Annotated in this window: 24 protein-coding genes; 17 read left to right on the plus strand and 7 right to left on the minus strand. The window is 68.1% G+C overall.

Going from position 1 to position 24,660, the window contains the following annotated elements; translation table 11 throughout:
- Nucleotide 1 precedes the first annotated feature (1 nt).
- The 3 genes from F0U63_RS16780 to F0U63_RS16790 all read right to left on the minus strand — a co-directional run bounded on the left by F0U63_RS16780 (nt 2) and on the right by F0U63_RS16790 (nt 2,180).
- Complete coding sequence (locus F0U63_RS16780) at nt 2-682, minus strand: winged helix-turn-helix domain-containing protein (RefSeq protein WP_395846928.1); 681 nt, start codon at nt 680-682, stop codon at nt 2-4.
- 83 nt (nt 683-765) lie between these two features.
- Nucleotides 766-1,266 (minus strand): hypothetical protein, encoded by a 501-nt coding sequence (locus tag F0U63_RS16785; protein ID WP_395846929.1) that lies wholly within the window; start codon nt 1,264-1,266, stop codon nt 766-768.
- A complete protein-coding gene (locus tag F0U63_RS16790; RefSeq protein ID WP_395846930.1) occupies nt 1,263-2,180 on the minus strand; it encodes a hypothetical protein in 918 nt (305 codons plus the stop codon). Before F0U63_RS16790 ends, F0U63_RS16785 begins: the two co-directional genes overlap by 4 nt.
- Nucleotides 2,181-2,342: 162 nt before the next feature.
- On the opposite strand from F0U63_RS16790, the gene F0U63_RS16795 reads away from it, so the two are divergent.
- The gene (locus F0U63_RS16795; protein ID WP_395848377.1) at nt 2,343-2,921 is read left to right on the plus strand and encodes a YceD family protein; all 579 of its coding nucleotides are present in this window, start codon (nt 2,343-2,345) and stop codon (nt 2,919-2,921) included.
- Nucleotides 2,922-3,034: 113 nt separating this feature from the next.
- Here the strand turns inward: F0U63_RS16795 and rpmF are convergent, their stop codons facing one another.
- Nucleotides 3,035-3,220, minus strand: a complete 186-nt coding sequence (rpmF, locus tag F0U63_RS16800; protein WP_043433090.1) for a 50S ribosomal protein L32 — start codon at nt 3,218-3,220, stop codon at nt 3,035-3,037.
- 199 nt (nt 3,221-3,419) lie between these two features.
- On the opposite strand from rpmF, the gene plsX reads away from it, so the two are divergent.
- The 9 genes from plsX (at nt 3,420) to ribD (ending at nt 11,504) form a co-directional block, all read left to right on the plus strand.
- Complete coding sequence (gene plsX / locus F0U63_RS16805; protein WP_395846931.1) at nt 3,420-4,502, plus strand: phosphate acyltransferase PlsX; 1,083 nt, start codon at nt 3,420-3,422, stop codon at nt 4,500-4,502.
- Nucleotides 4,503-4,634: 132 nt separating this feature from the next.
- Nucleotides 4,635-5,570 (plus strand): ACP S-malonyltransferase, encoded by a 936-nt coding sequence (fabD, locus tag F0U63_RS16810; protein ID WP_395846932.1) that lies wholly within the window; start codon nt 4,635-4,637, stop codon nt 5,568-5,570.
- A 3-nt stretch (nt 5,571-5,573) separates the two neighbouring features.
- On the plus strand, nt 5,574-6,320 hold the full coding sequence (gene fabG / locus F0U63_RS16815; protein WP_395846933.1) for a 3-oxoacyl-[acyl-carrier-protein] reductase: 747 nt from the start codon (nt 5,574-5,576) through the stop codon (nt 6,318-6,320).
- Between the two features lie 104 nt (nt 6,321-6,424).
- Nucleotides 6,425-6,667, plus strand: coding sequence for an acyl carrier protein (gene acpP / locus F0U63_RS16820; RefSeq protein ID WP_095986274.1), 243 nt, complete (start codon nt 6,425-6,427; stop codon nt 6,665-6,667).
- A 75-nt stretch (nt 6,668-6,742) separates the two neighbouring features.
- Nucleotides 6,743-7,999 (plus strand): beta-ketoacyl-ACP synthase II, encoded by a 1,257-nt coding sequence (gene fabF, locus F0U63_RS16825; RefSeq protein ID WP_395846934.1) that lies wholly within the window; start codon nt 6,743-6,745, stop codon nt 7,997-7,999.
- A gap of 75 nt (nt 8,000-8,074) precedes the next feature.
- The gene (gene rpiB / locus F0U63_RS16830) at nt 8,075-8,515 is read left to right on the plus strand and encodes a ribose 5-phosphate isomerase B (RefSeq protein WP_395846935.1); all 441 of its coding nucleotides are present in this window, start codon (nt 8,075-8,077) and stop codon (nt 8,513-8,515) included.
- 32 nt (nt 8,516-8,547) lie between these two features.
- Nucleotides 8,548-9,804 (plus strand): serine hydroxymethyltransferase, encoded by a 1,257-nt coding sequence (gene glyA, locus F0U63_RS16835; RefSeq protein WP_395846936.1) that lies wholly within the window; start codon nt 8,548-8,550, stop codon nt 9,802-9,804.
- An 8-nt stretch (nt 9,805-9,812) separates the two neighbouring features.
- Nucleotides 9,813-10,310, plus strand: coding sequence for a transcriptional regulator NrdR (gene nrdR, locus F0U63_RS16840; RefSeq protein WP_395846937.1), 498 nt, complete (start codon nt 9,813-9,815; stop codon nt 10,308-10,310).
- Between the two features lie 6 nt (nt 10,311-10,316).
- A complete protein-coding gene (gene ribD / locus F0U63_RS16845; RefSeq protein WP_395846938.1) occupies nt 10,317-11,504 on the plus strand; it encodes a bifunctional diaminohydroxyphosphoribosylaminopyrimidine deaminase/5-amino-6-(5-phosphoribosylamino)uracil reductase RibD in 1,188 nt (395 codons plus the stop codon).
- 21 nt (nt 11,505-11,525) lie between these two features.
- On the opposite strand, the gene F0U63_RS16850 is transcribed toward ribD, so the two are convergent.
- Nucleotides 11,526-12,908 carry a cytochrome P450 gene (locus F0U63_RS16850; RefSeq protein WP_395846939.1) on the minus strand — a complete coding sequence of 461 codons (1,383 nt, stop codon included), beginning with the start codon at nt 12,906-12,908 and terminating at the stop codon, nt 11,526-11,528.
- Between the two features lie 177 nt (nt 12,909-13,085).
- Nucleotides 13,086-13,946 (minus strand): SDR family oxidoreductase, encoded by an 861-nt coding sequence (locus F0U63_RS16855; protein WP_395846940.1) that lies wholly within the window; start codon nt 13,944-13,946, stop codon nt 13,086-13,088.
- A 158-nt stretch (nt 13,947-14,104) separates the two neighbouring features.
- Between F0U63_RS16855 and F0U63_RS16860 the strand changes: the two genes are divergently transcribed.
- The 5 genes from F0U63_RS16860 to F0U63_RS16880 all read left to right on the plus strand — a co-directional run bounded on the left by F0U63_RS16860 (nt 14,105) and on the right by F0U63_RS16880 (nt 21,087).
- On the plus strand, nt 14,105-15,136 hold the full coding sequence (locus F0U63_RS16860; protein ID WP_395846941.1) for a Rieske 2Fe-2S domain-containing protein: 1,032 nt from the start codon (nt 14,105-14,107) through the stop codon (nt 15,134-15,136).
- Nucleotides 15,137-15,351: 215 nt separating this feature from the next.
- Nucleotides 15,352-15,756: a PilZ domain-containing protein gene (locus tag F0U63_RS16865; protein ID WP_395846942.1), complete on the plus strand. Its 405-nt coding sequence runs from the start codon at nt 15,352-15,354 to the stop codon at nt 15,754-15,756.
- Nucleotides 15,757-16,365: 609 nt separating this feature from the next.
- Nucleotides 16,366-18,210, plus strand: coding sequence for a methyl-accepting chemotaxis protein (locus F0U63_RS16870; RefSeq protein ID WP_395846943.1), 1,845 nt, complete (start codon nt 16,366-16,368; stop codon nt 18,208-18,210).
- Between the two features lie 80 nt (nt 18,211-18,290).
- Nucleotides 18,291-19,526: a hypothetical protein gene (locus F0U63_RS16875; protein ID WP_395846944.1), complete on the plus strand. Its 1,236-nt coding sequence runs from the start codon at nt 18,291-18,293 to the stop codon at nt 19,524-19,526.
- The gene (locus F0U63_RS16880; RefSeq protein WP_395846945.1) at nt 19,504-21,087 is read left to right on the plus strand and encodes a prenyltransferase/squalene oxidase repeat-containing protein; all 1,584 of its coding nucleotides are present in this window, start codon (nt 19,504-19,506) and stop codon (nt 21,085-21,087) included. Before F0U63_RS16875 ends, F0U63_RS16880 begins: the two co-directional genes overlap by 23 nt.
- A gap of 78 nt (nt 21,088-21,165) precedes the next feature.
- Here F0U63_RS16880 and F0U63_RS16885 read toward each other — a convergent pair whose 3' ends face one another.
- Nucleotides 21,166-22,308, minus strand: coding sequence for a cytochrome P450 (locus tag F0U63_RS16885; protein ID WP_395846946.1), 1,143 nt, complete (start codon nt 22,306-22,308; stop codon nt 21,166-21,168).
- Between the two features lie 423 nt (nt 22,309-22,731).
- Here F0U63_RS16885 and F0U63_RS16890 point away from each other — a divergent pair, with 423 nt between their 5' ends.
- A complete protein-coding gene (locus F0U63_RS16890; protein ID WP_395846947.1) occupies nt 22,732-23,376 on the plus strand; it encodes a riboflavin synthase in 645 nt (214 codons plus the stop codon).
- A gap of 26 nt (nt 23,377-23,402) precedes the next feature.
- Entirely contained in the window at nt 23,403-24,602 is a 1,200-nt protein-coding gene (ribB, locus tag F0U63_RS16895; protein WP_395846948.1) for a 3,4-dihydroxy-2-butanone-4-phosphate synthase, read from the plus strand.
- Nucleotides 24,603-24,660 lie beyond the last annotated feature (58 nt).

The following is a 24,660-nucleotide window of genomic DNA, read 5'->3' on the forward strand; positions in this document are numbered from 1 at the left end:
CTCAGGGGGGCGTGAGCTTGTAGCCCACGCCGCGCACCGTCTCGATGATGTCGCCCGCGGGGCCGAGCTTCTCGCGCAAGCGCTTGATGTGGGTGTCCACCGTGCGGGTGTGGATCTCCGCCTGGATGCCCCAGACGTCGGAGAGCAACACCTCGCGCGTCTGCACGCGATCGATGCGCTCCATGAGGGTGCGCAGCAGGCGGAACTCCAGCGCGGTGAGCGCCACGTCCTGGCCCCGGGCGCGCACCTGGTGGCGCGAGGTGTCCAGTTGGATCTCCCCCACGGACAGCTGGGCCTCCGGTCCTTCCTCCGTGTCCGCGCGCCGCAGCACCGCCTTGACCCGCAGCAGCAGCTCGCGCACGGAGAAGGGCTTCACCACGTAGTCGTCCGCGCCCAGCTCCAGGCCCTGGATGCGATCGGACTCCTGGCCCTTGGCGCTCACGATGATGACGGGCACCTTGCGCAGCTCGGCGTCGCTCTTGAACAGGCGCAACACCTCGCTGCCCGCCAGGTCCGGCAACATCAAGTCCAACAGCAGCAGGTCCGGCAGCTGGGCGCGTGCCCGGGCCAGACCACTCGCGCCCGAGCCCACCGCCTCCGCCTCGAATCCCGCGGCTCGGAGGTTGTACTCCACCAGTCCGGCCAGATCCTGCTCGTCCTCGATGATCAGGATGCGCGCCATCACTCCTCCAGGCTCCAGGCTTTCACGGCGCATGGCCTACCAGATGGAAGGTGACGAGGTCGTGACGCTTTCGTGACAAGCGTTCACGGAGCGATCGTCGGATCGCACTCCACCGCCGTGAGGGTGATGGGGGCGGCGATGAGGGGCTCGTTGCGCGTGGCGCTGACGGAGTCCAGGTAGTTGCAGGAACTGCCGAGCAAGCGCGGCGGGTTGGTGCGCGAGAGCGCCTCGATGATGACGACGTAGTCGCGGCCCACGGGGATGTCCGCGCTCATCTGCTGGGTGCCGCCCTCCGACAGCGCCGCCGGGAAGCGCAGCGCGCGCCCCTTCTTGCCGTTCGGCCCCTGGAGGACGACCAGCTCCTCCGACTTCACCTGTTGCTGGACACAGGCGCGCTGCAGCTCGGCGCACCGGCGCTCCCGGCCGTCGCGCAGCACCACCACCTGGAAGGCGCCCACCTCGGAGGCGACCGCCTGTGACATGCGCAGCTCGAGGCCGAGTCCCGTACCGGCTTCAGACGGGGCACCGCAGCCCAGGGCGAGCGTGGCACCCAACAGCAAGGAGAGGAAGGGACGAGGGCTCATGGGGTGGGGGCATCCGGCTCGACGCGGACGATGATGGGAACGCTGCCGCGCTCCTCGGAGGTGGCGTAGACGACGGCACCCGCGGTGCCCGCGACCACCACGGCGCCCACGGCCACCCAGAGCCAGGGGCTCTTGTACCAGGGACGCGCGCCGGGTGTGGCCACCGCGCCGGGCGTGGGGGCCACCTGGAAGACGAGCGGGTTGAAGGCATCTCCCCGGCCCGCGAGCCGCCGCTGCGCCGCGTCCGCCACCTCGAAGTAGTACTCCACCTCGTAGGCCGAGGCGCTGGCGGGAATCTCGTAGGCGGGCAGGGTGGCGACGTAGCGCTCCTTGTTGGTGCGATCCCGCGTGAAGTCCACCGAGCTGTAGGCCTGCGCGCCCGCGCGCCGGTAGAACAGCCGCGCCCGGGCCCCGAGCGCCATGTCCTGGATGTACGCCACCGCCGTCTCCGGCGCGCCGCCCTCGGTGTCCGGCAGGGGATCCACCTGGAGGGTGACGGGCCGCACGCGCCGGTTCTTGATGTCCTCCTTGATGCGCGCGTAGAGCGAGCGGATCTTCGGGGGCGCGGTGCGCGGCAGCTCGTAGTCCGGCCGCGCCTGCAGGAGCATCTCGTAGGCCTCGCGCGCCCGCGCCTCGTCCCCCAGGTACAGGGAGGTGAGACCGAGCAGGCGGTAGAGCTCCACGAGCTGATCATCGGTGACGTCGGGAGCGTCGAGTCCGGCCTCCAGGGTCCGGACCGCTTCCTCGAACTCGCCGCTTTCGATCTGCGCCTGCGCGCGGGCGATTTCCGGGCGGGCGGGGGCCGTCTGGAACAACAAGGGCCCTGGGAACAAGGGCTTCGCCAGCGAGGCGCCGGGAGTCAGCAGGCTCGCCATCAAGATGCTCGCCACCACGTGCTGCCACCGAACGTACATTGGCCGCCACCCTAGCAGACGGTCAGGCCCCGCTCTAGTTTGGGACCAGGGGTGAAACCCTGGGCGCCCGGACACATCTATGGGTGTTCTGGCGCGTTGACTGCGGGAGGGGGCCTCCCCATGATGCGCGCCCCTTTTTGGACAGGACGAACAGCTGTGTCGATGCGCGTAAAGATTGAAGAGATTCGAGACGAAGGGCTCAAGTTGAACGAGCGGATGAGCCTGGAGCAGCTCGGCACCGCGCTCGAGGGCTCTGGTTTCCGTGCCACCGAGCCCCTGGCGGTCTCGGCCAGCCTGCGCAAGGTGGGCGGGGGCGTGTTGTTGCAGGGCCAGTTCACCTCGCGCGTGACGGCGGCGTGCAAGCGCTGCCTGGCCGACTCGGTGCTGGAGCTGCCCACTTCCTTCACCATCAACCTGGTGCCCGAGTCGCTGGCCCGGGGCGATGACGTCCTGGACGAGGAGGAGCAGGCGGAGAAGGACCGGGGCCAGGGCGAGAGCGGCGGCTCGTTCGCGCTGGATGACGCCGACGAGGAGCTGTTCGACGGCAAGATCATCGACCTGGAGCCCATCGTGCGCGAGCAGGTGCAACTGGCGCTGCCGATGAACGCCGTGTGCCGCGAGGACTGCAAGGGCCTGTGCGCGCAGTGCGGCCAGAACCTCAACGAGAAGCAGTGCGACTGCGCGGCGAAGTACGTGGATCCGCGCTTCGAGGCGCTCAAGAACATCAAGCTCCAGAGCTGAACCCGGGGCGGGGGGCTCCTGGCCTCGGGCCGGGAGTCCAAAGCAGAAAGGCCGCCCCTCCGTTGGATGGAGGGAGCGGCCTTCTTGCCTTCCTGGTTCCGCGAACGGGGAACTCAGGCCTGGGCGGGAATCGTCTCGCGGCCCTTGTAGTGGCCGCACGCCGAGCAGGCGCGGTGGGGAAGGATGGGCTCCTTGCAGTTGGAGCACTGAATCACCTGCACCGCGCTGCGCAGGTTGTTGTTGGCCGCACGGCGGCGGTCACGACGCATCTTGGACGTACGCTTCTTGGGAACACCCACGGCTCACCTCTATATCGTCACGGCCCTGGACCACCGGGGCATCCCCACCGGTCCCGACCGGCAAAAGCTCGGAAGGCGGCGGACCCTAGCCGCTCAAGGCGTGTGAGTCAACGCGACAGTGGATCAACAGAATCCCGGCGGGGGTCCCCTCCATTCTGCCCCCCTCGCCCCGGAGCGTCCATGGAAGGATGCGCCCGCGATGAGGCTCGTCCTGGATGCGATGGGGGGTGACCATGCCCCCGAGGCCCCCGTGCGGGGCGCCCTCCTGTTCGCGCGTGAGCACCCGGAGCATGACGTGGTGCTCGTGGGGGCACCCGCGCGCCTGGATGCGTGCCTGGCCCGCGAGGGAGGCGCACCGCGCAACGTGCACCCCTACCCCGCGACCGAGGTGGTGGAGATGGAGGAGGACGCCTTCGCCGCCATCCGCCGCAAGAAGGACTCCTCCCTGCGGGTGGGGTTCGAGCTGGTGCGCCGGGGCGAGGCCCAGGCGCTGGTGTCGGCGGGGCACTCGGGCGCGGTGATGGCCGGGGCGCTGTTGCTGCTCGGACGTCTGCCCGGGGTGGAGCGCCCGGCGATCGCCACGCTGCTGCCCACGCTCAAGGGCCCGGGGCAGTGCCTGTTGCTGGACTCCGGGGCCAACGTGGAGTGCCGCCCCGTGCACCTCGCGCAGTGGGCGGTGCTCGGCGGTGCCTACATGCGCGCCCTGCTGGGCATCGAGCGGCCGCGCGTGGCGGTGCTCTCCAACGGAGAGGAGCCCTCCAAGGGCACGGCGCTCACGCGCGAGGCCTCCGCGCTGCTGCGGCGCTCGGATCTGCGCTTCACCGGCTACGTCGAGGGCCGGAGTCTCTTCTCCGGGGACGTGGAGGTGGTGGTCACCGATGGCTTCACCGGCAACGTGGTCCTCAAGACGACCGAGGGGGCGGCCGCGGGGGTGACGGGCTTGTTGCGCTCGGCGATCGAGCGGGGAGGGCTGCCGCTCAAGCTGGGGGCCCTGTTGCTGCGGCCCATCTTCGCGGGGTTGAAGACGCGGTTGGACTACGCGGAAGTCGGCGGCGCCCCGCTGCTCGGCATCGAGGGGGTGGGCATCGTGGCCCATGGCCGCAGCTCGCCCCGGGCCATCCAACAGGCCCTGGTTGCCGCCCTGCGCAACGCCGAGGCGGGACTGCGGGCCGAGTTGACGCGATGCATCGCCCAGGCGGCCTCCTGGCTCCCCGTGCGTCAACGCGGTGGGACGAGGGCGTGGAGGGGATCCTCCGAGGAGCCGGGGGGGTTGAGACGTTAAGTGCTGGCCCAAGGCAGGCGAATGCGGCAAGAGGGCGTCTCCGCCCCCCTGGCCACGATGCCCGAGGGCGCGCCCCCTCCGGGAGGGCGACAGGCACGGGGAGCGGGAATCATTCGGGAGGGAGCAAGCCGTATGTCCAAGATCGCGTTCATCTTCCCCGGCCAGGGCAGCCAGACGGTCGGCATGGGGAAGGACCTGTACGAGAAGTTCCCCGAGGCCCGGGCCGTCTTCGAGGCCGCCGACGAGGCGCTGGGCGAGAAGCTCACCCAGCTCATGTTCGAGGGCCCTGAGGCCGGGCTCAAGCTGACAGCCAACACGCAGCCGGCCATCCTCACGGTGTCGGTGGCGGCGCACGCCGTCTTCTCCAAGCGGGGCCCGGCGCCCGCGTTCGTCGCGGGACACTCCCTGGGCGAGTACTCGGCGCTGGTGGTGTCGGGCGCGCTGTCGCTGCCGGACGCGGTGCGGGCGGTGCGCGCCCGGGGCTCCTTCATGCAGGAGGCGGTGCCCGAGGGCGTGGGGGCCATGGCCGCCATCCTCGGCCTGACGCCGGACAAGGTGAAGGCGGCGTGTGACGAGGCGGCGCAGGGCCAGGTGGTGTCGCCTGCCAACTACAACTCGCCCGAGCAGACGGTCATCGCGGGCAATGCCCAGGCGGTGGAGCGCGCCGGGGCGAAGTGCAAGGAGCTGGGCGCCAAGCGCGTGATGCCGCTGCCCGTGTCCGCCCCCTTCCACTGCGCGCTGATGGATCCGGTCAAGCCGCGCCTGGCGCAGGTGTTCTCCGGGGTGAAGGTGTCCGCCCCGAGCGTGCCGGTGGTGACCAACGTGGAGGCGCGCCCCAACGCGGACGCGGCGCGCGTGGTGCCGCTCCTGCTCGAGCAGGTGAGCGCGCCGGTGCGGTGGATCGAGTGCGTGGAGGCGCTCAAGGCCGAGGGCGTCACGCGCCTCGTGGAGCTGGGCCCGGGCAAGGTGCTCAGCGGCCTCACCAAGCGCATCAGCAAGGACCTCGAGTCGTTCAACGTGGAAGATTCCGCGAGCCTGGAGAAGGTCCTCGCGGCCCTGGGAGCCTGAGAGATGAGCACGTTCAAGGACAAGGTGGTGCTGGTGACGGGTGGCTCGCGCGGAATCGGCCGGGCCATCTCGGTGGGCTTCGCGAAGCAGGGCGCCAAGGTGGTGATCGGCTACGCGGGCAATGAGGCCGCGGCGCAGGAGGCCCTGGGGCTCGTCCAGGCCGCGGGCGCCCAGGGTGAGATCATCCGCTTCGACGTGGCGGACACCGCCGCGTGCGCGAGCACCGTGGATCATGTCGTCAAGACGCACGGCCGCCTGGACGTGCTCGTGAACAACGCGGGCATCGCGGTGGACGGCCTGGTGATGCGCTTGAAGGACGAGGACTGGGACCGGCAGCTCGACACCAACCTCCGGGGCGCCTTCGCGCTCATCCGCGCCGCCAGCCGGCCGATGATGAAGCAGAAGGGTGGGGCCATCATCAACCTCACCTCCGTGGTGGGGGAGATGGGCAACGGCGGACAGGCCGCCTACTCGGCGTCCAAAGCGGGCCTCATCGGGTTGACCAAGTCGGTGGCCAAGGAGCTGGCCAGCCGCAACATCCGGGTGAACGCGGTTTCCCCGGGCTTCATCGCCACGGACATGACGGCCTACCTCGAGGGTGAGACGCGCGAGAAGATGCTGGGCGCCATCCCCCTGGGCCGTCTGGGCTCGGCCGAGGAGGTCGCCCAGGCGGTACTTTTCCTCGCCAGCGACGCCGCCACCTACATCACCGGAGAGGTACTCAAGGTGAACGGCGGCATGTACATGTAGCCAAGGGTTGGATCGGCGCGGAGCCTGGAGTATACCGCGCCCGCCTTTACAGGGTCCGGGGAGTATGCTGGACCGTCACGCGGTTTCCGGAGGAATCAACACCTATGTCGACTTCTGCTATCGAGGCCAAGGTCAAGTCCATCATCGCCGACCAGCTGGGCGTGGGTGAGGAGGAGATCAAGCCCGAGTCCTCCTTCATCGAGGATCTGGGCGCTGACAGCCTCGACATCGTGGAACTGGTCATGGCGATGGAGGAGGAGTTCGAGGTCGAGATCCCCGACGAGGAGGCAGAGAACATCAAGACCGTCGGCGACGCCATCAACTACGTCAACACCCACAAGAAGTAGGCAGCAGTCGAAGGGCCGGGGAGCGCTGGTCCCGCCCAGCGTTCCAACGCAGCAGCGCGGTATTTGGAGAGTCACGTGTCAAACCGACGAGTCGTCATCACCGGGACCGGAATCATCACGGCACTGGGAACCGGCACCGAGAAGAACTGGCAGGCGATGCTCGCCGGTCAATCCGGGATCGGAACCATCACCCGCTTCGAACTGGGGAAGATGGATACCCGCTTCGCGGGTGAGGTGAAGGACTTCCAGCCCGAACAGTTCATCGACCGGCGCGAGGTGCGCCGCATGGATCTGTTCGCCCAGTACGCGCTCGCCGCGGCGGACATGGCCGTGAAGGAAAGCGGGCTGCCCATCGGGCCGGACGCTCCCCACGGCTACCAGGCCGAGAAGGTGGGCGTCATCGTCGGCTCGGGCATCGGTGGCATCTCCTCGCTGGAGGAGCAGCACCGCAAGGGCCTGGAGAAGGGGTTCGACCGGCTCTCTCCCTTCTTCATCATCCAGATGATCATCAACATGGCGCCTGGCCTCATCTCCATGCGCTATGGGTGCAAGGGGCCCAACTGGTCGCCCGTGTCCGCCTGCGCCACCAGCGCGCACGCCATCGGCGAGGCGTGGAAGTCCATCCGCCTGGGCGAGTGCGACGCGGTCATCGCCGGTGGGGCCGAGGCCGCCATCACGCCGCTGGGCATGGGCGGCTTCTCGGTGATGAAGGCGCTGTCCAACCGCAACGATGATCCCACGCGCGCCAGCCGCCCGTTCGACAAGGAGCGCGACGGCTTCGTGATGGGCGAGGGCGCGGGCATCATCGTGCTCGAGGAGCTGGAGCACGCGAAGAAGCGCGGCGCCAACATCCTGGCGGAGCTGGTGGGCTACGGGGCCAACTCGGACGCGCACCACGTGACGCAGCCGGCCCCCGAGGGCGAGGGCGCGGCGCGCTGCATGCGCCTGGCGCTCGCCTCCGCGGGGATGAACCCCGAGGACGTGGGCTACATCAACGCGCACGGCACCTCGACGCCGTTCAACGACGCCAACGAGACCAAGGCCATCAAGACGGTCTTCGGTGCGCACGCCAGGAAGCTGCCCGTCTCCTCCACCAAGTCGATGACGGGCCACATGCTCGGCGCGGCCGGTGGCGCCGAGGCCGTGGTGAGCGTGATGACGCTCCAGCGCGGGGTCATCCCGCCGACCATCAACCTGACCTCGCCGGATCCCGAGTGCGATCTGGACTACGTGCCCAACCAGGCGCGTGAGCAGCGCGTGGACGCGGTGATGAGCAACTCGTTTGGTTTTGGTGGCACCAACGCGGTGTTGGTGTTCAAGCGCTTCCGGTAGTCCCCGCGCCCCCTTCGCTCGTGCAGAGGGGGCTCGGCTCGTGTCCGATCCAGTCCCGGGTGGAGGAGGGCTCTCATGAAGGTCATCATCGCGTCGGATCATGCGGGACTGGAGCTGCGCCGTGAGCTGGTGAAGGCGCTCCAGGAGCTGCGCGTCGAGGTGGATGACGTGGGCCCCTCCAGCGCCGAGTCCGTGGACTACCCGGACTATGCCCGCCTGGTGTCCCGGGCGGTGGCCGAGGGGAGCGCCACCCGGGGCGTGCTCGTGTGTGGCACGGGCATGGGCATGGCCATCATGGCCAACAAGCACCCGGGCATCCGCGCGGCGTTGTGCACGGACGAGTTCGTGGCCCGCATGGCGCGCGCCCACAACGACGCGAACGTGTTGTGCCTGGGGCAGCGCGTGGTGGGCGGCGGACTCGCCCGCAGCATCCTGGAGGCCTTCCTGGCCACCCCCTTCGAAGGCGGGCGGCACCAGCGGCGTCTGGACAAGATTCGAGAGGCCGAGTCCCGCTGAGGGCCGGCCTTCCAACCGAGGAGACACAATCCATGGAGAACACCCGTCTTCTGGCCGAGGTCGATCCCGAGATCGCCCGTGCCATCCAGGACGAGACGCGGCGCCAGGAAGAGGGCCTGGAGCTGATCGCCTCGGAGAACTTCGTCAGCCCCGCGGTGCTGGAAGCGGCCGGCTCGGTGCTCACGAACAAGTACGCGGAAGGCTACCCCGGCAAGCGCTACTACGGCGGCTGCGAGGTGGTGGACGTGGCCGAGACGCTCGCCATCTCCCGCGCCCGGGAGCTCTTCGGCGCCGAGTACGCCAACGTCCAGGCCCACTCGGGCAGCCAGGCCAACATGGGCGCCTACATGGCGCTGATGAAGCCGGGGGACACCCTGCTCGCGTTGGATTTGAACTCGGGCGGCCACCTCACCCACGGCTCCGCGTTCAACTTCTCCGGCAAGCTGTACAAGGCCGTGCACTACGGCCTCACCCGGGACACCGAGACGATCGACTACGCGCAGGCCGCCGCCCTGGCCAAGGAGCACAAGCCGCGCGTGGTGGTGGTGGGGGCCTCGGCCTATCCGCGCATCATCGACTTCGCGAAGTTCCGCGAGATCGCCGACAGCGTGGGCGCGGCGCTCATGGTGGACATGGCGCACATCGCGGGCCTGGTGGCCGCGGGGCTGCATCCCTCGCCGGTGCCCGTGGCGGACATCGTCACCAGCACCACCCACAAGACGCTGCGCGGCCCGCGCGGCGGCCTCGTGCTGAGCAAGGAGCCCTACGCCAAGACGCTCAACAGCCAGATCTTCCCGGGCATCCAGGGCGGCCCGCTCATGCACGTCATCGCCGCCAAGGCCGTGGCCTTCCGCGAGGCGCTCAGCCCCGAGTTCAAGGCCTACCAGAAGCAGATCGTCGCCAACGCCCAGGCGCTCGCCGAGGCGCTGCAGAAGGGCGGCCTGCGGCTGTGCTCGGGCGGCACGGACAACCACCTGATGCTCGTGGACCTGCGCCCCAAGAAGCTCGTGGGCAAGGTGGCCGAGGAGGTGCTCGGCAAGGCGGGCATCACGGTGAACAAGAACATGATTCCGTTCGACCCGGAGAAGCCCACGGTGACGTCGGGCGTGCGCATCGGCACCCCGGCCCTCACCACGCGCGGAATGAAGGAGGCGGAGATGGCCACCGTGGGCGCGCTGGTGGTCGAGGCGCTGGACAACGCCTCGGACGAGCAGCGGCTCGCCAGCATCCGGGGCCGCATCCAGGAGTTCACCCGGAGCTTCCCGCTCTACGCCTCGCGCCTGAAGTAGCGCGTGCCATGCGTTGCCCCTTCTGCCAGGACCCCGAGAACAAGGTCATCGACTCGCGCGAGTCGCATGAGGGGTCCGTCATCCGTCGGCGCCGCGAGTGTCTGCAATGCAAGCGGCGCTTCACCACGTACGAGCGCGTGGAGGAAATCTACCCGCTCATCGTGAAGAAGGATGGCCGGCGCGAGACGTTCGATCGGGACAAGCTGCTCGCGGGGTTGCAGAAGGCGTGCGAGAAGCGGCCGGTGTCGGCGGACCAGCTCGAGGAGACGCTGGTCGCCGTGGAGCGGCTGCTGCAAGGGGTAGGGGAGAAGGAGGTACCCTCGTCGGTCATCGGCGAGGAGGTGATGCGCCGGCTGCACGCGCTGGACGAGGTGGCCTATGTGCGCTTCGCCTCGGTGTACCGGAGCTTCCGTGACATCACCGAGTTCATGGCGGAGCTCAAGGACTTGCTGTCGGACCGGACGCGCGAGCAGAAGTCGCCGCGTCCGCCGGACAAGGACGGGTAACGGGCGATGCGGCTCTTGACGCGAGCACGGTTGCAGGCGGGGCGCGCCCCCCGGGCCAAGCGCACGGCGGATTTCGATCGGGCGGTGGCCGAGTTCTTCATGCGTCTGGCACTGGAAGAGGCCGCCAAGGGGCTCGGCCGAACCAGTCCCAACCCGGTGGTGGGCGCGGTGCTGGTGAAGGGTGGCCGCATCATCGCGCGCGGCTATCACCGCCGGGCCGGCACGGCGCACGCCGAGGTGGTGGCGCTGGAGGCCGCGGGAGCCAAGGCGCGCGGCGCGGATCTCTACACGACGCTGGAGCCGTGTGATCACTACGGGCGCACGCCGCCGTGCAGTCAGGCGCTGATCGACGCGGGCGTGCGCCGGGTCATCACCGCCTCGTCGGATCCCAACCCCAAGGTGAATGGCAAGGGCGTCGCCCGGCTGCGGCGCGCCGGCGTGGAGGTGCTCACCGGGGTGCTCAAGGACGAGGCGGATCAGCTCAACCGCCCCTTCTTCAAGGCGATGCGCACCGGTCTGCCCTTCGTCACGCTCAAGGCGGCGGTGACGCTGGACGGCAAGCTGGCCACGGCCACGGGCGACTCGCGTTGGGTGACGGGGGAAGAGGCCCGAGCCTGGGTGCACCGGCTGCGCGATCGGGTGGATGTCATCCTCGTGGGAGCCACCACCGCCCGCAGGGACAACCCTCAGCTCACCACACGCCTGCCCGGGGGAGCGGGGAAGGATCCGGTGCGCGTGGTGGTGGACTCGCACCTGCGCCTGCCCTCCACGCTCCAGGTCTTCACCCAGCGCTCCTCCGCGCGCACCGTGGTGGCCACGCTGGAGGACCCCACGGCCCGCAAGGCCAAACGCCTGCTCGCGACGGGCGCCGACGTCTGGCAGCTCCCGGAGAAGCAGGGCCGGGTGGATCTCGAGGCCCTCATGCGCCGCCTCGCCAAGGTGGGCCTCAACCACGTCCTGGTGGAGGGCGGGGCGGAGATGTACGGCTCGTTTCTGCGCGAGGAGCTGGCGGACGAGCTGCTGCTCTTCGTCGCCCCCAAGCTCATTGGCGGGGAGGGCCTGTCCTGGTCGGGCTCGCTGGGCGTCAAGCAGATGGCGCGCGCCCTCACGGTGAGCCCGCTCTCCTTCGAGCAGGTGGGAGCGGATCTGCTGCTCCGGGCCCGGCTCTCCGAGCCGAAGGCCCACGGGACGTAAGCCCCGGAGGCCGCGCCCCGCTCAGGAGGCGAGCGCCGTCCGGGAATCCCCCTGTCCCCCACGGCGGTGCACCCGCACGTGGAAGTTGGCCAGCTGCAAGGTGAGAGATGGCTCCGCCGTGATGTGCTGCCCCGGCATCAACTCGAAGCGCACCCGTTGCATCATCAGGCTCATCAGCAGGTTGGCCTCGAGCATGGCGAAGTACTTGCCGATGCACACGTTCGGCCCGTTGCCGAAGGGCACGTAGGCGTGCTTCGGACGCGCCTTCTCCTGCTCCGGGGTGAAGCGCTCGGGGAGGAAGCGCTCGGGCTCGGGGTAGAACTGCTCGTTGCGGTGGAGCACGTAGAAGGAGAGCAGCAGGGAGTCGCCCTTGCGCAGCTTGTAGCCCTCGATGTCGACGTCCTGCAGCACCGTGCGCCCTTGCATGTGGGAGGGCGGGTACAGGCGCAGCGTCTCCTTGAGCACCTGCTGCATGTAGGGCATCCGCTGGATGTCCCCGGCCGTCGGCAGCCGGTCCCCCAGCACGGTGTCCACCTCGTGCTGGAGCTTCTCGTAGACCTCGGGGTTGAGCAGGAGCATGCCCCACACCCAGGCGAGAAACACCGCCGTCGTCTCGTGGCCCGCGGCGAAGAGGGTCACACAATGGTCCCGCAGCTGCTCCTCGTCCATCCCGGTACCGTCTTCATCGCGGTGCGCGAGCATCATCGAGAGCAGATCCCCGCTGTCGCGCCCGCTCTGGCGCCGCTGGGCAATCATCTCCGTCATCCGCCGGGACAGCATGTCGAGGGCCTGGCGCGCGCGGAGGTTGCGGGGGGTGTTCCAGGACATCGGCAGGTGGATCGGGCTCGTGGACAGGTGCTCCGCATGCTCCATGCACGTCGCGACCGCCTCGCTCAGGTCTGACGCCTCATGCTTGAAGTCCACCCCGAAGAGCGTCCTGCCCACGATGCGCAGGGTGAGGTGCGTCATCGCCTCGGGCACGGAGAGGATCTGCCCCTGCGTCCAGCCATCCACGGTGTCGGCCCCCAGCTCCGTCATTCCCGCATCGAGGCTCGCGACGCGGCGGGGCTGGAAGACGGGGGCCATCATCCGCCGCTGCTCCAGGTGCGGCTCCCCGTGGGTGATGAGGAGGCTGTTGGGCCCGAACAGGGGCTTCAGGTGGCGCACGATCGTGCTCGGGGCGAAGAACTCGCCATGCCCCGCCAGCACGGTGGAAATCATGGTCGGCGAATTGACGAAGTAGAAGCGAGCGGGCCCCACGTGGAAGGCGCCAATGTCCGGGAACTCCCGGGCCAGTCTCATGAAGAAGGACAGGCGGTCCGAGGCGAATTCACGGAGACTTCCCAGCAGTGGTATCTCGCCCCGGATGCGGGGGATGGACTTGGGGGCGGGGGACGCGGACACGCTTGAGACTCCTGGCTGACGAGGATGCCCCGGGACGATAGATCGGATAGGGATGGACCGGCCACAGACGCGATGAGCATCGGGGGGCGCGAGCGGGCAGGCAAGGAAGTGGTCGAGCGGAGGGGCGGGCGGTTCACGGCCTCTCCGGGGCAGCAGAGGCCATGCACCCGCTGGAAATCAGCCCACGCCCGTCAGCTCGGCGCTCTTGCGCCACAGCGTCTCCATGGCGGCGTCGTCCTGGGCGGTCTTGGCCTCCCGGGCCACCTTGCTCCGGATGAAGTACTTCGCGCTCACGCCCTCCACTTCGGGCGAGGAGGCCAGGAACACGGAGGTGCGGGCGCCGCCCTCGGCCGAGAGCATGAAGGGAGAGGCGAGCTTCACCAGGTGCTTGAAGATGCCCTCGCTGTTGAGACCGAAGCCGGAGCGCACCACGCCCGGGTGCAGGCTGTTGGCCGTCACCTTCGTGCCCGCCAGCCGCCGGGCCAGGGCGCGGGTGAAGAGGATGTTGGCCAGCTTCGACTTGCCGTAGACCTGCGTACCGCTGTAGCTGCCGCGCTCGGCCTGCAGGTCGTCGAGGAAGTCGAGCGGGACGAAGCGATGGGCCTCGGAGGAGACGGTCACCACGCGCGAGGCGCCGCTGGCCTTGAGCTGCTCCAGCAGCAGGTTGGTCAACAGGAAGTGCGACAGGTGATTGGTGACGAAGGTGGCCTCGAAGCCGTCCGGCGTCACCTTGCGCCGGTCGAGGATGAGGCCCGCGTTGTTGAGCAGCACGTCCAGTCGCGAGTACCTGGCCTGGAAGTCCTGGGCCAGCTGGCGGACGGAAGCCAGAGAGGTGAGATCCGCGAGCAGCAGGTCCAGCCTGGCGTCGGGAACGGTGCGGCGCACCTCGGCGAGTGCGGCCTCTCCGCGGCCCTTGTCTCGTCCCGACAACACAACCGTGGCCCCTTGGCGTGCGAGCGCCCTGGCCGATTCCAAGCCGATGCCCGAGGTGGCTCCGGTGATCAGGCAGACTTTGCCCTCCATGGTTCCCGGCGTCATTCCGTATGGACCTCCAGAAGTGAGCGCCCTTTATACCTCAATCCTGCTGGACGGTTGCTGGTTGCCCCCACAGGGGCAGGTCAGGCACGGCCAGTGGACAGCAGACGCTTTCGTGTGCGATTTTTTGATACGCGTTCAATCGCAAAGGGAATTCATAGATGGCACGTCTCCTTCGGCTCAATGATCTCGCGACGGATGTGTATCCGGCCTCGTGGTATGCTGTGGCCCCAGGCCGGCAACTTCCGCGTGGTGGCATCCTCGAGGTGGATGTCTGTGGGCGCACCCTGGTGCTCTTCCGGACGAGGAGCGGCGAGCTCGGAGCCATGGATCGCTACTGCCCGCATATGGGCGCCTCGCTGGCCTGTGGCAAGGTGGTGGGGGAGCGTATCGTCTGCCCGTTCCACGCGTGGGAGTTCTCCACCTCCGGCGACTGTGCGACCATTCCCTATTTGAAGGAGGGCGCGCGCATCCCCCCCACGGCGCGCATTCCCACCGTCCCCGTGCTGGAGCACCTGGGCTGGGTTTGGGTGTATCACGGGGAGAAGCCCTCCCATGGGCTGCCGGACGTGCCGGAGATGAGGGATCCTTCCTGGGGCGTCATCCACAAGTCGCAGCTCTTCGAGACGCACGCGCTCCACACCGTGGAAAACGGCACGGACGCGGAGCACTTCCGCTACATCCACAAGGTGGACTTCGTGAAGTACGAGGTGGATGTATTCGCGCGCGAGCCGCATCGGCTGGCCTTCCACCTGGACCAGGAACTTCACGATGGGACGAAGCTGCGCACCACCATCGACTACGCGGGTGCGTCCACCATCTTCGGCTCGCTGTATCAGAATGGGAAGCTCCAGGTGCGCTTCATCGCCGCGCCGCTGCCGCAGGGACCCAAGCTCACTCTCTTCCACCTCATCGTGGCCACCCCGAAGCTCCCCGTGCCCCTGCGGCCGTTGGACGGGCTGCTGCGTCGCTACGTCGCCAAGAGGCTCTTCAATGGCGCCACGGACGACTACCTCCCGGTGTGGAAGAAGATGAATCCCGAGCGGCGCCGGGTGCTGGTGGCCGAGGATCGCCTCCAGCAGGAGTTCCGCCGCTACTGGCTGGCCCACATCGAGGGGGTGAATTCCGCGGTGGCAGAAGTCGAGGAGGTCGATGAGATGGACGTCGTCCCTCGCCGCCAGACGGGCACCTGAACCCGGAAGCAGGACGGCTCCTTCTGGGGGGCGTCGGCGCGGGGCACCGGAACGACTCACCGCTCCGTGCCCTGCTCCCGCGCCGCGATGGCCGACGCGGCCCGGCCTCGTTGGAGGCCGGAGCGCATCGTGGTTCCGCCCGCTGTTGTTGACGGCCTTGAGAAGAGGTGCGCTGATAACGTGGGTCCTGGCGCAATGCTTTTTGGGGAGACTTCATGGAACGTCGCCGTTCACAGCGGATCGCGGTCAACCTCGAGGTGGAAGCCAGCGTCACCGACGATGCGCCCCGCTCGGTCGTTCGCGCCGACCCCGTGGACGACAACATCGAACGGGTGAGCTTCTCCACGGAGGGCGCAGGTCAATTCTTCGATGCCCAGATGATGGACCTCTCGGTGAATGGTGCTCGCCTGAGTTCGGAGACGCGACCGCCCCTCCTTTCGCGCATGAGCCTCTCGTTCAGCTTCGCGGAATTCAAACACGTGCAAGCGACGGCGCTGGTCATGTGGCGCACGCGCGCTCCCTCACCCCAGGGCCAGTACAGCTTCGGTGTCCTGTTCGAGGCGATACCGGTGGACGTTCGCATGAGCATCCATAAGCTCATCACCTCGCAGAACGCGTAGGCCCCCTGGCTCGCGACGCGCCGAGGGCTGGCTCCATCGGGCACACGCAGCACGGGAAGTAAAGTGGCCGAAAGGCCCTGTCGCCCGACCACCCGGTGAGAGAGCAGGCGCTCGAGAGCCGTGGTTCGGGGGCTCCTGGGTCGCGTTGGGAGGAGCACGGAGTTCGTCCACGAGGAGGATGCGCGACGTGGCACCTCTTTCCAGGTAACCTCCCTGCTCCAGGGTTCACTGTCAGTGAAAAGTTACGTGTCGCCCAGAGCAGCCGACCAGTCTCGGGTGGTGGAGCTTCCCTGAGCCGACCGCTTCTTTTCCTGAAACAGGTGCACTGGTAGAGTCCACGCAAAACTTCCGTGGGACGGAGTAGAAATCTTGAATCTTGCGAGACGGCAACCCCGAGATCCTCCAAGTGGGGCGGCGCTCCCCCTAGACTCCACGATCTGACCGCACATGCCAGGTCGTGATCTCAGCTTCGGCTCCCGCTTCCCGCCAGCCGCCTCGGCCCACCGGATGGCCGCTCTCCCCGCTCTTCGTCCATCGTCTTCTCCCTCCTCCCTCCCATGATCACCCGGTAACGCCGTCGCTCGACGTCACCGATGGAGCCTGATTGCCATGCCTTCTCTTGAGCAGGCTGAATTCAAGAAGTTGATCAAGCAGTTGGTCAACGCCCCCAACTCGAACGCCTTCCTCGTCGCACCGGCGATGGTCTACTTGATCGGACTCATCACCGGGCTCAACCGGGATGAGGGCATCTGGACCGTGAAGTTCGTGGTGCCCATCACGTTCGCGCTCATTTCGGGTGTGGCGAATCAGATGACCTACGGCCACCTGGTGCGCCAGGCCTTCGCCCTGAACCCCGGCGAGCGCGCCAGTGCCCGGTTGGAGCGAATCATGGTGCTCCCGCGACAGCTCGAGGTGGTGACCCTCCTGCTGTCCTCGATGTCCATCTTGTCCGTGACGACCGTGCCGACGCTCTACTTCGGCAAGAGCCCGTGGGTGATTCCCTGGTCGCTCGCCGTCAACTCCCTGCTGGTCGCCCTGCTGATGCTCCAGGTCCGGCCGACCTGGGAGCGCATCATCCGCCCCTATGCCATCGAGGAGTTCCACCGCAACCCCGAGGCCATTCCCAATGGCTCGGGCTTCTTCTGGATCCGCCAGCGTTGGTACCTGCCGTACGCCTTCGGCATCTTCGTGGCCAGCGCGCTCTCCACCGTGGCGACGGTGCTCGTGCGCGAGGGCTACAACAACTATGCGCACCTGCGCGCGCAGGTGGTTGGCCAGATGAACGTCGATCAGTTCCTGGCCCTGATGGACGCCACCGCGGCGAAGATGAGCAAGGACGCGCTGCTGCCCATCTGTCTGCTGGGCACCTACCTGCTGGTGAGCGCGGCGTTCGCCGCCTGGCAGCTGTCCAGGTACCAGTCCGAGGGCGCCCGGAGCGTGCAGATCACCGTGGAGGCGCTCGCCTCGGGTAACCCCAAGCTCCCCGAGTGGGTGTCGACCGACGAGGTGGGAGATCTGGCCGCGGCCACCGCCAAGGCGTTCGGACGTCTCAAGGCCTTCTCCGAGTCGCTGGGCGAGTCCGCCCACTCGCTGCGGCGCTCCGCCGAGCAGCTGGGCTCGTCCACCAACAAGCAGACCGAGGCGCTCACCCATCAGGCCACGGCCCTCCAGGAGACGCAGGTCACCGCCCAGGAGATCAAGCAGACCTCCGCCCTCACCGCCCAGAAGGCCGAGGGCATCCTGCAGCAGACGGAGAAGGCCGACCAGATCAGCCGTGCTGGCGAGGCCGCCATCCAGCAGAGCCTCAACGGGCTGCAGGAGATCGCCGAGCAGGTGAAGGAGATGGCCGGGCAGATCCGCAGCCTGGATCAGCGCACCCGGCAGATCGCCAGCATCACCACCACGGTGAAGGACCTGGCCGACCAGTCCAACATGCTGGCGCTCAACGCGGCCATCGAGGCGGTGCGCTCGGGCGAGCACGGCAAGGGCTTCGGCGTGGTCGCGCGCGAGATCCGCACGCTGGCGGACCAGTCCATCCGTGCGACCAACAACGTCCGCTCCATCCTCCAGGACATCAGCTCGGCCATCCGCGCCACCGTCACCATGACGGAGAAGGGCTCGGAGAAGGTGGAGAGCAGCCTCGTGCAGGTGCGCGAGTTCGGCAACAACATCCGGGATCTCTCGGGCATCGTGCGCGAGAACGCGGCCTCCGTGCGGCAGATCACCGCGGCGGTGACGCAGCAGAACACGGGCATCACCCAGATCTTCCAGGCGGTGAATGATCTGTCGCAGCTCATGGATCAGACGATGGTGCAGCTGCGCGCCTCGGATGAGGCGCTGGACCTGGTGCGCAACGTGACGGACAAGGTGGCCTCCATGTCGAACTCGGGTGATACCGGCGTGCCTCGGACCCCGGCGCCCGTCGTGTCCGGAAGCGCGACGTTCTCCTCGTAGTCCCCCCACTGGCCCGCTCTCCTCCGGATCCCATGTCCTCCCAGAAAGCAAGCACCCCTCGGAGCAAGTATCTCTCCAGCTTGACCGATGAAGAGCTCAAGGGGGTTCTCAAGTGCAGCCGCGAGCTGGAGGCGCTTCTGGGCGAGTGGGTCAAGAAGCATCCGCGGGGCATGCGGGAGGTCCGGGTGCCTCAACTCAGCCTGACGCTCGCCGCCGCGGCCCCGTTTCTCGGCGCGAGCGAGCTGCTGCCCGGCGCATGCCTGTCCATGTGGTTCTTCGCCGTGGACGATCTGCTCGATGAGGCGCCCCTGGACAAGGACACCAGGCGCCGGGTGGCAAGGGTCTTGGGCGAGCAGTGCCCGTCCCTCATCAGGGAGCCCCGCTCGGACAGCCGCCGGCAATTCAAGAAGCGACTCGAATCACTGCTCGCGGCCCTCTCGGACATCCGCCGGCGATTCAAGAAGCGATTCAAAAAGCTACTCAAATCACTGTTCGTGGCCCTCTCGGACATCCGCCGACAATTCGAGCAGCTGCTCGAGAAGGTGCCGAAGGACAGCATCCCCCGAGAGCGCCTGGCCGAAGCGCTCAAGTGGTCTCTGAGCGGCAAGTCCCACGAGGGGGAGACGCTGCCCGAGGGTGATTTCAATTTCCCCAAGGCCCTCCGCGAGAGCCTGGCCAGATCCCTCGAGTTGTCTCTGCGCGGCATGCGCTTCGAACTCATCGAGAGGAACGCGGAGCAGCCGCTCCCTGCTTTCCGGGACTACCTCGAGGAGGCTCACCACAGCGTGGGGGTCCTGCCCGTCTACGTGTGCATGCTCGCGGCGATGAAGACGACGATGCCGTCGGATCTGCCCCTGCTCCTCAGTCAGGGACAGTGGGCCGCCTTGAAGATTCGCCTCGCCAATGACCTTCGAAGCTATCAGCGGGAGCTGTTGGAGGGGAAGCTCAACTCCATTGGCATCCTCAAGCAGGACATCATCAACGAGACGAAGGCCCCGGAGGCAAAGGCTCTAGAAGAGGCCTTGCTGACGGCGAAGGCGTGTCTTGCTCTTGGCCTGCCTCCTCAGGCCAGTGAGGGGATTCCACAACAGGCCCATGACCGGGCCAAGCGGCTTCTCGCCCAGCTCCCTCGTGACTCCGAGGTGCGGCTCATGGCTCCGGCCGCGGCTCCGCAACCCCCGGGTGCTCAAAGTTCCGCGCGCTACGCCAAGAACCTCACGGCGTTCGTCTGTGACTTCTACGCCCACTACGACTACCACGACTCTCTCAAAGCAACAGGATGGGATGATATCGATGCACGCACAACTCGCTCCTGAGCGGAAACCGACGGCGGAACAGAAGGGCCTGTCGGTTGCCGCGGAGATCATCCTGACCGATCTGCGGGCCCTGATCGCGGACCTGGGCAAGGATGGCGGTCTGGCGAATGGCTCCGTCTACGACACCGCCATGGTGGTGCGTCTGGCGCCTCCGGAGGAGGGGACGGACGCGGCCGTGGAGTGGCTGCTGAGTCAGCAGCACGCCGACGGAGGCTGGGACAACCCGAAGGTGCTGCGCGCGCGCGACATGCCGACGCTCGCCGCCGTGCTCGCCCTGCACGTGCGTGGCAAGGACGAGCGGGCCCGTAGCGCCGTGGAGCGCGGGCTGGAGTTCATCCGGGCTCAGCGCCCCCATTGGACCGTGCTTCCCGAGGATCTTCTCGTGGGCGTGGAGATGAACCTGCCGCGCCTGCTGGATGAGGCCCAGGCCCTGGGCCTGGACGTCCCGATGGACCAGTACGCCGCCGTCATCGAGGATGGCAAGCGGCGCCGCGAGAAGCTCGGCCGGCTGAAGCAGCTGCACTTTGGCACCCCACCGGCCCTCACGTGGGATGGGTGGGGCACGGAGCCGGACCCGGCGCTGGTCGATCCCGAGGGTGGAATCGGCCCGTGCCCCGCGGCCACCGCCGCCTGGGTGCGTGCGGCGCAGGGTCGTCCCGAGCTGAAGGAACTGGTTGCCAAGGCGCGTCAGTACCTGAGGAACGCGGAGGCGGGCACCAACGTCCGTCTGCCTGGCGTGGTCCCCGCCACCTGGCGCATCGATCTGATGGAGCAAGAGTGGGGCCTGCTCGCGCTGCTGTGTGCCGGGCTTCTGGCTCATCCGCAGCTGGCGGACGTGGTCAAGCCGCACCTCGACACGCTCGAGGCGGCGTTCACCCCGCGCGGCATCGGCTTCACGAAGTACTTCATGCCCGATGGGGACTGCACCGCCGTCACCATCGCGGTCCTCAAGGCCGCGAACCGGCCCGTGGACATGTCGGCCCTCAATCAGTTCAAGCGGGGAAATCACTTCTACACCTACCCGCAGGAGACCCATCCCTCGCTGACCACCACCGCGCACGCCGCGATGGCGCTGAGCCTCGCCGGTGAGGACACGTCCTCCTGGACCCGCGCGATGCTGGAGCTGCAGTCCGCGGACGGACGCTGGCTCATCGACAAGTGGCAGACGTCGTGGCTGTACACGACGACCCACGTCATGTTGGCCATCCCCGAGCCCGAGGTGATGCGCAACTCCATCGCCACCCTCCTGCGCTGTCAGAAGAAGGACGGGGGCTGGGGTGCCGACGTTCGCTCGACCCGCCTGGAGACCGCCTTCGCGGTGCTCGTCCTGCACGGGCTGCGCAACAAGGGCGTCGAGGAGGAGGCCATCCGGAGCGCGCTGTCGCGGGCCAACGGCTACCTGCGGCGCACCTACCAGCCATTCGTCATGTCCGGCGAGGAGGATCTGAAGTTCCTTCACGAGGATCCCATGTGGATTGGCAAGGCGCTGTACCACCCCTTCCGCATGGACCGCGCTTTCGAGCTGAGCGCGATGCTGGCGCTGGCGCTCGAAGAGGGCTGAGTTCACGGGAGGCCCCGACCCGGGTCGGGGCCTCCATCACGCCTCGGGAGTCACTCCCTGGCGGAGCCGCCCGTCACGTCACCACTTCACGTGCACGGAGTGGAAGCCGCGGAAGACGAGGCTCTCGGCCTTCTGTTGGGGCGGCCTCTCCTCATCCAGTCTCAGCCCGGGCATCCGCTCCAGGAGCACCTCGAGCCCGATCTCCAGCTCGCGCCGGGCCAGACCCGCGCCCAGACAGTGGTGTGGTCCGAAGGAGAACGCCACGTGCTTGTGCACCAGCGCGTCGCGGGTGATGTCGAAGCGCTCGGGATCAACGAAGTGCTTCGGATCCCAGTTGGCGGCGGCGATCCCCAGGAAGACGACGTCGCCCTTGCGGATGACGCGGCCGCGCAGGGGGATGTCCGCGGCGGCGATCCGGTAGTGGAAGGGCACTGCCGGGTGGAATCGCATGGACTCCTCGACGGCCGACGGCAGCAGGCTCGGGTTGCCGCGCAGCAGCTCGAGCTGGTCGGGATGCGTCAGCAGATCATGGACGAGGTTGCTGAACTGGTCCGTGGTGGTCGTATGCCCGGCGATCAGCATGAGGATGGCGTTGGCCACCAGTTCCTCGATGTTCTCTCCCCTCGGGTCCTGGCGCTGGCTCTCCAGCATCCGGCTGATCAGATCATGCCCCAGGGTCTGGCGGTGATTCTTCGCCTGATCCGTCAGGTACTCCGCGAACTCCTTGATGGCCGCGTTGGCCTTGCGGGCCAGGCCCACCGGATCCCCGCCCGCCGCCAGACCTCCAATCTGGGCGATGGGGTCCGCCCATTTGAGCAACTGCTCATGCTCGTCCGCGGGAAGTCCAAAGAGCTCGGCGATGACGCGCGGGGGAAACTCGTAGGAGATCTCCTTGACCAGGTTCATCTGGCGCTTGTCGTGCACCCGATCCACCAGCGTCTTCATGGTGTTGCGGATGGCGGGCCGCCAGCTGTCGAGCGCCTGGGGCGTGAAGTTCGGGTTGGCCTGGCGACGCATCCGGATGTGTTCCGGGCCGTCCTTGTTGACCATCTGCTTGCGGACGATGTCGATGAAGTCCGTGAGCACGCCCGGTCCCAGGCCCTGGATCTGCTGCTCGAAGATGGGAACCCGGTTGGCGCTCATCCGCGAGTCGCGGAAGTGATTCATCACGTCTTCGTAGCGCGTGAGGACCCAGGCGTGCAGGGTGTCCGACCAGTGCACCGGGTCGTTTTCCCGTAGCTCCTCGTAGAACGGAAACGGGTTCAGGAGATTCTCGGGGCTAACGGGGTTGCGGTCCCGCCCCGCGCTCGCCGTGCTCTTTTCTGCGGGTGTCGTCTCGGAGTTGCCCGATCCTGTCATGTGTCCGGACCGTAGTCTCAGTCGATTGACGTGTCGAGGAGTTCAGCGGAGACAAGCCCGGTGGCGGAGGTCCGAGCGTGGGGGGCGCGCCACCGGGGCCCGGGTGGGGGAGAACCCGACAGATAGGGAGGGAGGGCCCGGTGAGCGCCAGATGCTTCCTCTTCGGCAAGGCCTCGGACGTTGGGTTTGGAGGAGCTCCCCGGTGCGCCCGCCCACCGGGCGGAAGAGGGGGGGGGGCGGGGATGCTACGGACCCGCAGGCCCAAATCCGTTATAAGCCCCCGAAATGTTCACCGGACTCATCCAGGACATCGGCGTGGTGGAGCGGGTCATCCCAGGTGGGATGACGGACCTATGGATTCGCACGACGCTGGGCGCGAGGGACTTCGCGCTCGGGGAGTCGATCGCGGTGGATGGCGCCTGCCTCACCGTGGTGGAGCGCGTGGGGGACTCCTTCCGCGTCCAGGCCGCCCCGGAGACGCTGCGGCGCACCACCCTGGGCGCCCGGCAACCCGGCTCGCGCGTCAACCTCGAGCGGGCCCTCGCGCTGGGAGACCGGCTGGGTGGCCACCTCGTCAGCGGCCATGTGGACGCGGTGAGCGAGGTGTTGGAGACGTATGCCGAGGGCGGCTCGTGGGTGATGGTCTTCCGCCTGCCCGACGAGCTGGCGCCCTTCTTCATCGAGAAGGGCTCGGTGGCCATCGACGGCATCAGCCTCACCGTCAACTCGGTGGGCACGGATCGCTTCAGCGTCCAGCTCATCCCCGAGACACAGGAGCGCACCACGCTGCGCTCGCGGGGGGTGGGCGAGCGGGTGAATCTGGAAGGCGACATGATTGGCAAGTACGTGGCGCGGCTGATGTCGCTGCGCCAGGGCCCGGGTGGCGGGCTCTCCGAGGCGGTCATCAAGGCGGCGGGCTTCGGCGGTTGAGCTCAGGGAAGCATTCAGGAGTACGCATGGCGCGCGGTAGCAGGCAGCACGAGTCGGACAGCATCACCCTGGTGGAGAAGGCGCTCGCGGAGATCCGCAAGGGCCGCATGGTCATCCTCACGGATGACGAGGACCGGGAGAACGAGGGCGACCTCGTCATGGCGGCGGAGAAGGTGACGCCCCAGGACATCAACTTCATGGCCACCCACGGGCGCGGGCTCATCTGCCTGGCGCTCGACGAGGAGCGCATCCGGCGGCTCAACCTGCCCCTCATGGTGCAGGACAACACCTCGTCCTTCCAGACGGCCTTCACGGTCTCCATCGAGGCCGCCCAGGGCGTCTCCACGGGCATCTCCGCCGCGGACCGCGCCCACACCATCCAGGTGGCCGTGGCGCCCAACGCCAAGCCGTCGGACCTGGCGCGGCCCGGGCACATCTTCCCCCTGCGCGCCCGGCAGGGCGGGGTGCTCGTGCGCACCGGCCAGACCGAGGGCAGCGTGGACCTGGCGCGCATGGCGGGACTGCGCCCCTCGGGCGTCATCTGCGAGATCATGAACCCGGACGGCACCATGTCGCGCCGGCCGGACCTGGTGAAGTTCGCCCGCAAGCACCAGATGGTGCTCCTGTCCGTGGCCGACATCATCCGCTACCGCCTGGAGCGTGAGCGGCTGGTGCGGCGGCTCGAGGAGACGACGCTGGAGCGCCGCGGCCAGGGCAGCTTCCGGGCCTACACCTACGGCAGCGACGTGGACAGCGCGGTGCACGTGGCCGTGGTCAAGGGCGAGCTGTCCGGCCGCGAGCCGGTGCTCACCCGCGTCCACCGCACCTGCCTGGTGGGGGATGTGCTGGGCAGCGCCGGGTGCGAGTGTGGCGTGCAGCTCGAGCGGGCCTTCCAGGCCATCCACGAGGCCGGGCGGGGGGTCATCGTCTTCCTGCAGGGGGACTCGGCGCGGAAGAACCGGCTGCGCTGCACCCATGTCTCCAACGAGGAGCTGGTGCCCGGACACAAGGATCAGACGCGCCTGCGCGAGTTCGGCGTGGGGGCGCAGATCCTCAAGGACCTGGGGCTCACCCGGCTGCGCCTGCTCACCAACAATCCCAAGAAGATCGTGGGGTTGGAGAGCTACTCGCTGGAGGTGGTGGAGCAGGTGCCGCTCACCCCGGCCGCCCCGCCGGCCCGGCGCGTGGCCGCTCGCCGTCCCCCCCGGGGCCGCCAGGCGTCCTGAGCGCCGGGGGTGGGGGGAAAACTCTGTCGGGACGCCAGCCGGGTGGCTGGTGTAGAGA

The sequence above is a fragment of the Cystobacter fuscus genome, assembly GCF_044360685.1.
Lineage (GTDB): Bacteria > Myxococcota > Myxococcia > Myxococcales > Myxococcaceae > Cystobacter > Cystobacter fuscus_C.

Excerpts from the sequence above, each read along its gene's own strand:
- glyA (WP_395846936.1), top strand. The coding sequence starts at position 8,548 with ATGGAGAACACCCGTCTTCTGGCCGAGGTCGATCCCGAGATCGCCCGT.
- F0U63_RS16785 (WP_395846929.1), bottom strand. The coding sequence starts at position 1,266 with ATGAGCCCTCGTCCCTTCCTCTCCTTGCTGTTGGGTGCCACGCTCGCC.
- F0U63_RS16860 (WP_395846941.1), top strand. The coding sequence starts at position 14,105 with ATGGCACGTCTCCTTCGGCTCAATGATCTCGCGACGGATGTGTATCCG.
- rpiB (WP_395846935.1), top strand. The coding sequence starts at position 8,075 with ATGAAGGTCATCATCGCGTCGGATCATGCGGGACTGGAGCTGCGCCGT.
- ribB (WP_395846948.1), top strand. The coding sequence starts at position 23,403 with ATGGCGCGCGGTAGCAGGCAGCACGAGTCGGACAGCATCACCCTGGTG.
- fabG (WP_395846933.1), top strand. The coding sequence starts at position 5,574 with ATGAGCACGTTCAAGGACAAGGTGGTGCTGGTGACGGGTGGCTCGCGC.
- F0U63_RS16790 (WP_395846930.1), bottom strand. The coding sequence starts at position 2,180 with ATGTACGTTCGGTGGCAGCACGTGGTGGCGAGCATCTTGATGGCGAGC.
- ribD (WP_395846938.1), top strand. The coding sequence starts at position 10,317 with ATGCGGCTCTTGACGCGAGCACGGTTGCAGGCGGGGCGCGCCCCCCGG.
- F0U63_RS16865 (WP_395846942.1), top strand. The coding sequence starts at position 15,352 with ATGGAACGTCGCCGTTCACAGCGGATCGCGGTCAACCTCGAGGTGGAA.
- F0U63_RS16855 (WP_395846940.1), bottom strand. The coding sequence starts at position 13,946 with ATGACGCCGGGAACCATGGAGGGCAAAGTCTGCCTGATCACCGGAGCC.
- F0U63_RS16795 (WP_395848377.1), top strand. The coding sequence starts at position 2,343 with ATGCGCGTAAAGATTGAAGAGATTCGAGACGAAGGGCTCAAGTTGAAC.
- nrdR (WP_395846937.1), top strand. The coding sequence starts at position 9,813 with ATGCGTTGCCCCTTCTGCCAGGACCCCGAGAACAAGGTCATCGACTCG.
- F0U63_RS16880 (WP_395846945.1), top strand. The coding sequence starts at position 19,504 with ATGCACGCACAACTCGCTCCTGAGCGGAAACCGACGGCGGAACAGAAG.
- F0U63_RS16890 (WP_395846947.1), top strand. The coding sequence starts at position 22,732 with ATGTTCACCGGACTCATCCAGGACATCGGCGTGGTGGAGCGGGTCATC.
- acpP (WP_095986274.1), top strand. The coding sequence starts at position 6,425 with ATGTCGACTTCTGCTATCGAGGCCAAGGTCAAGTCCATCATCGCCGAC.
- fabD (WP_395846932.1), top strand. The coding sequence starts at position 4,635 with ATGTCCAAGATCGCGTTCATCTTCCCCGGCCAGGGCAGCCAGACGGTC.
- F0U63_RS16780 (WP_395846928.1), bottom strand. The coding sequence starts at position 682 with ATGGCGCGCATCCTGATCATCGAGGACGAGCAGGATCTGGCCGGACTG.
- F0U63_RS16870 (WP_395846943.1), top strand. The coding sequence starts at position 16,366 with ATGCCTTCTCTTGAGCAGGCTGAATTCAAGAAGTTGATCAAGCAGTTG.
- plsX (WP_395846931.1), top strand. The coding sequence starts at position 3,420 with ATGAGGCTCGTCCTGGATGCGATGGGGGGTGACCATGCCCCCGAGGCC.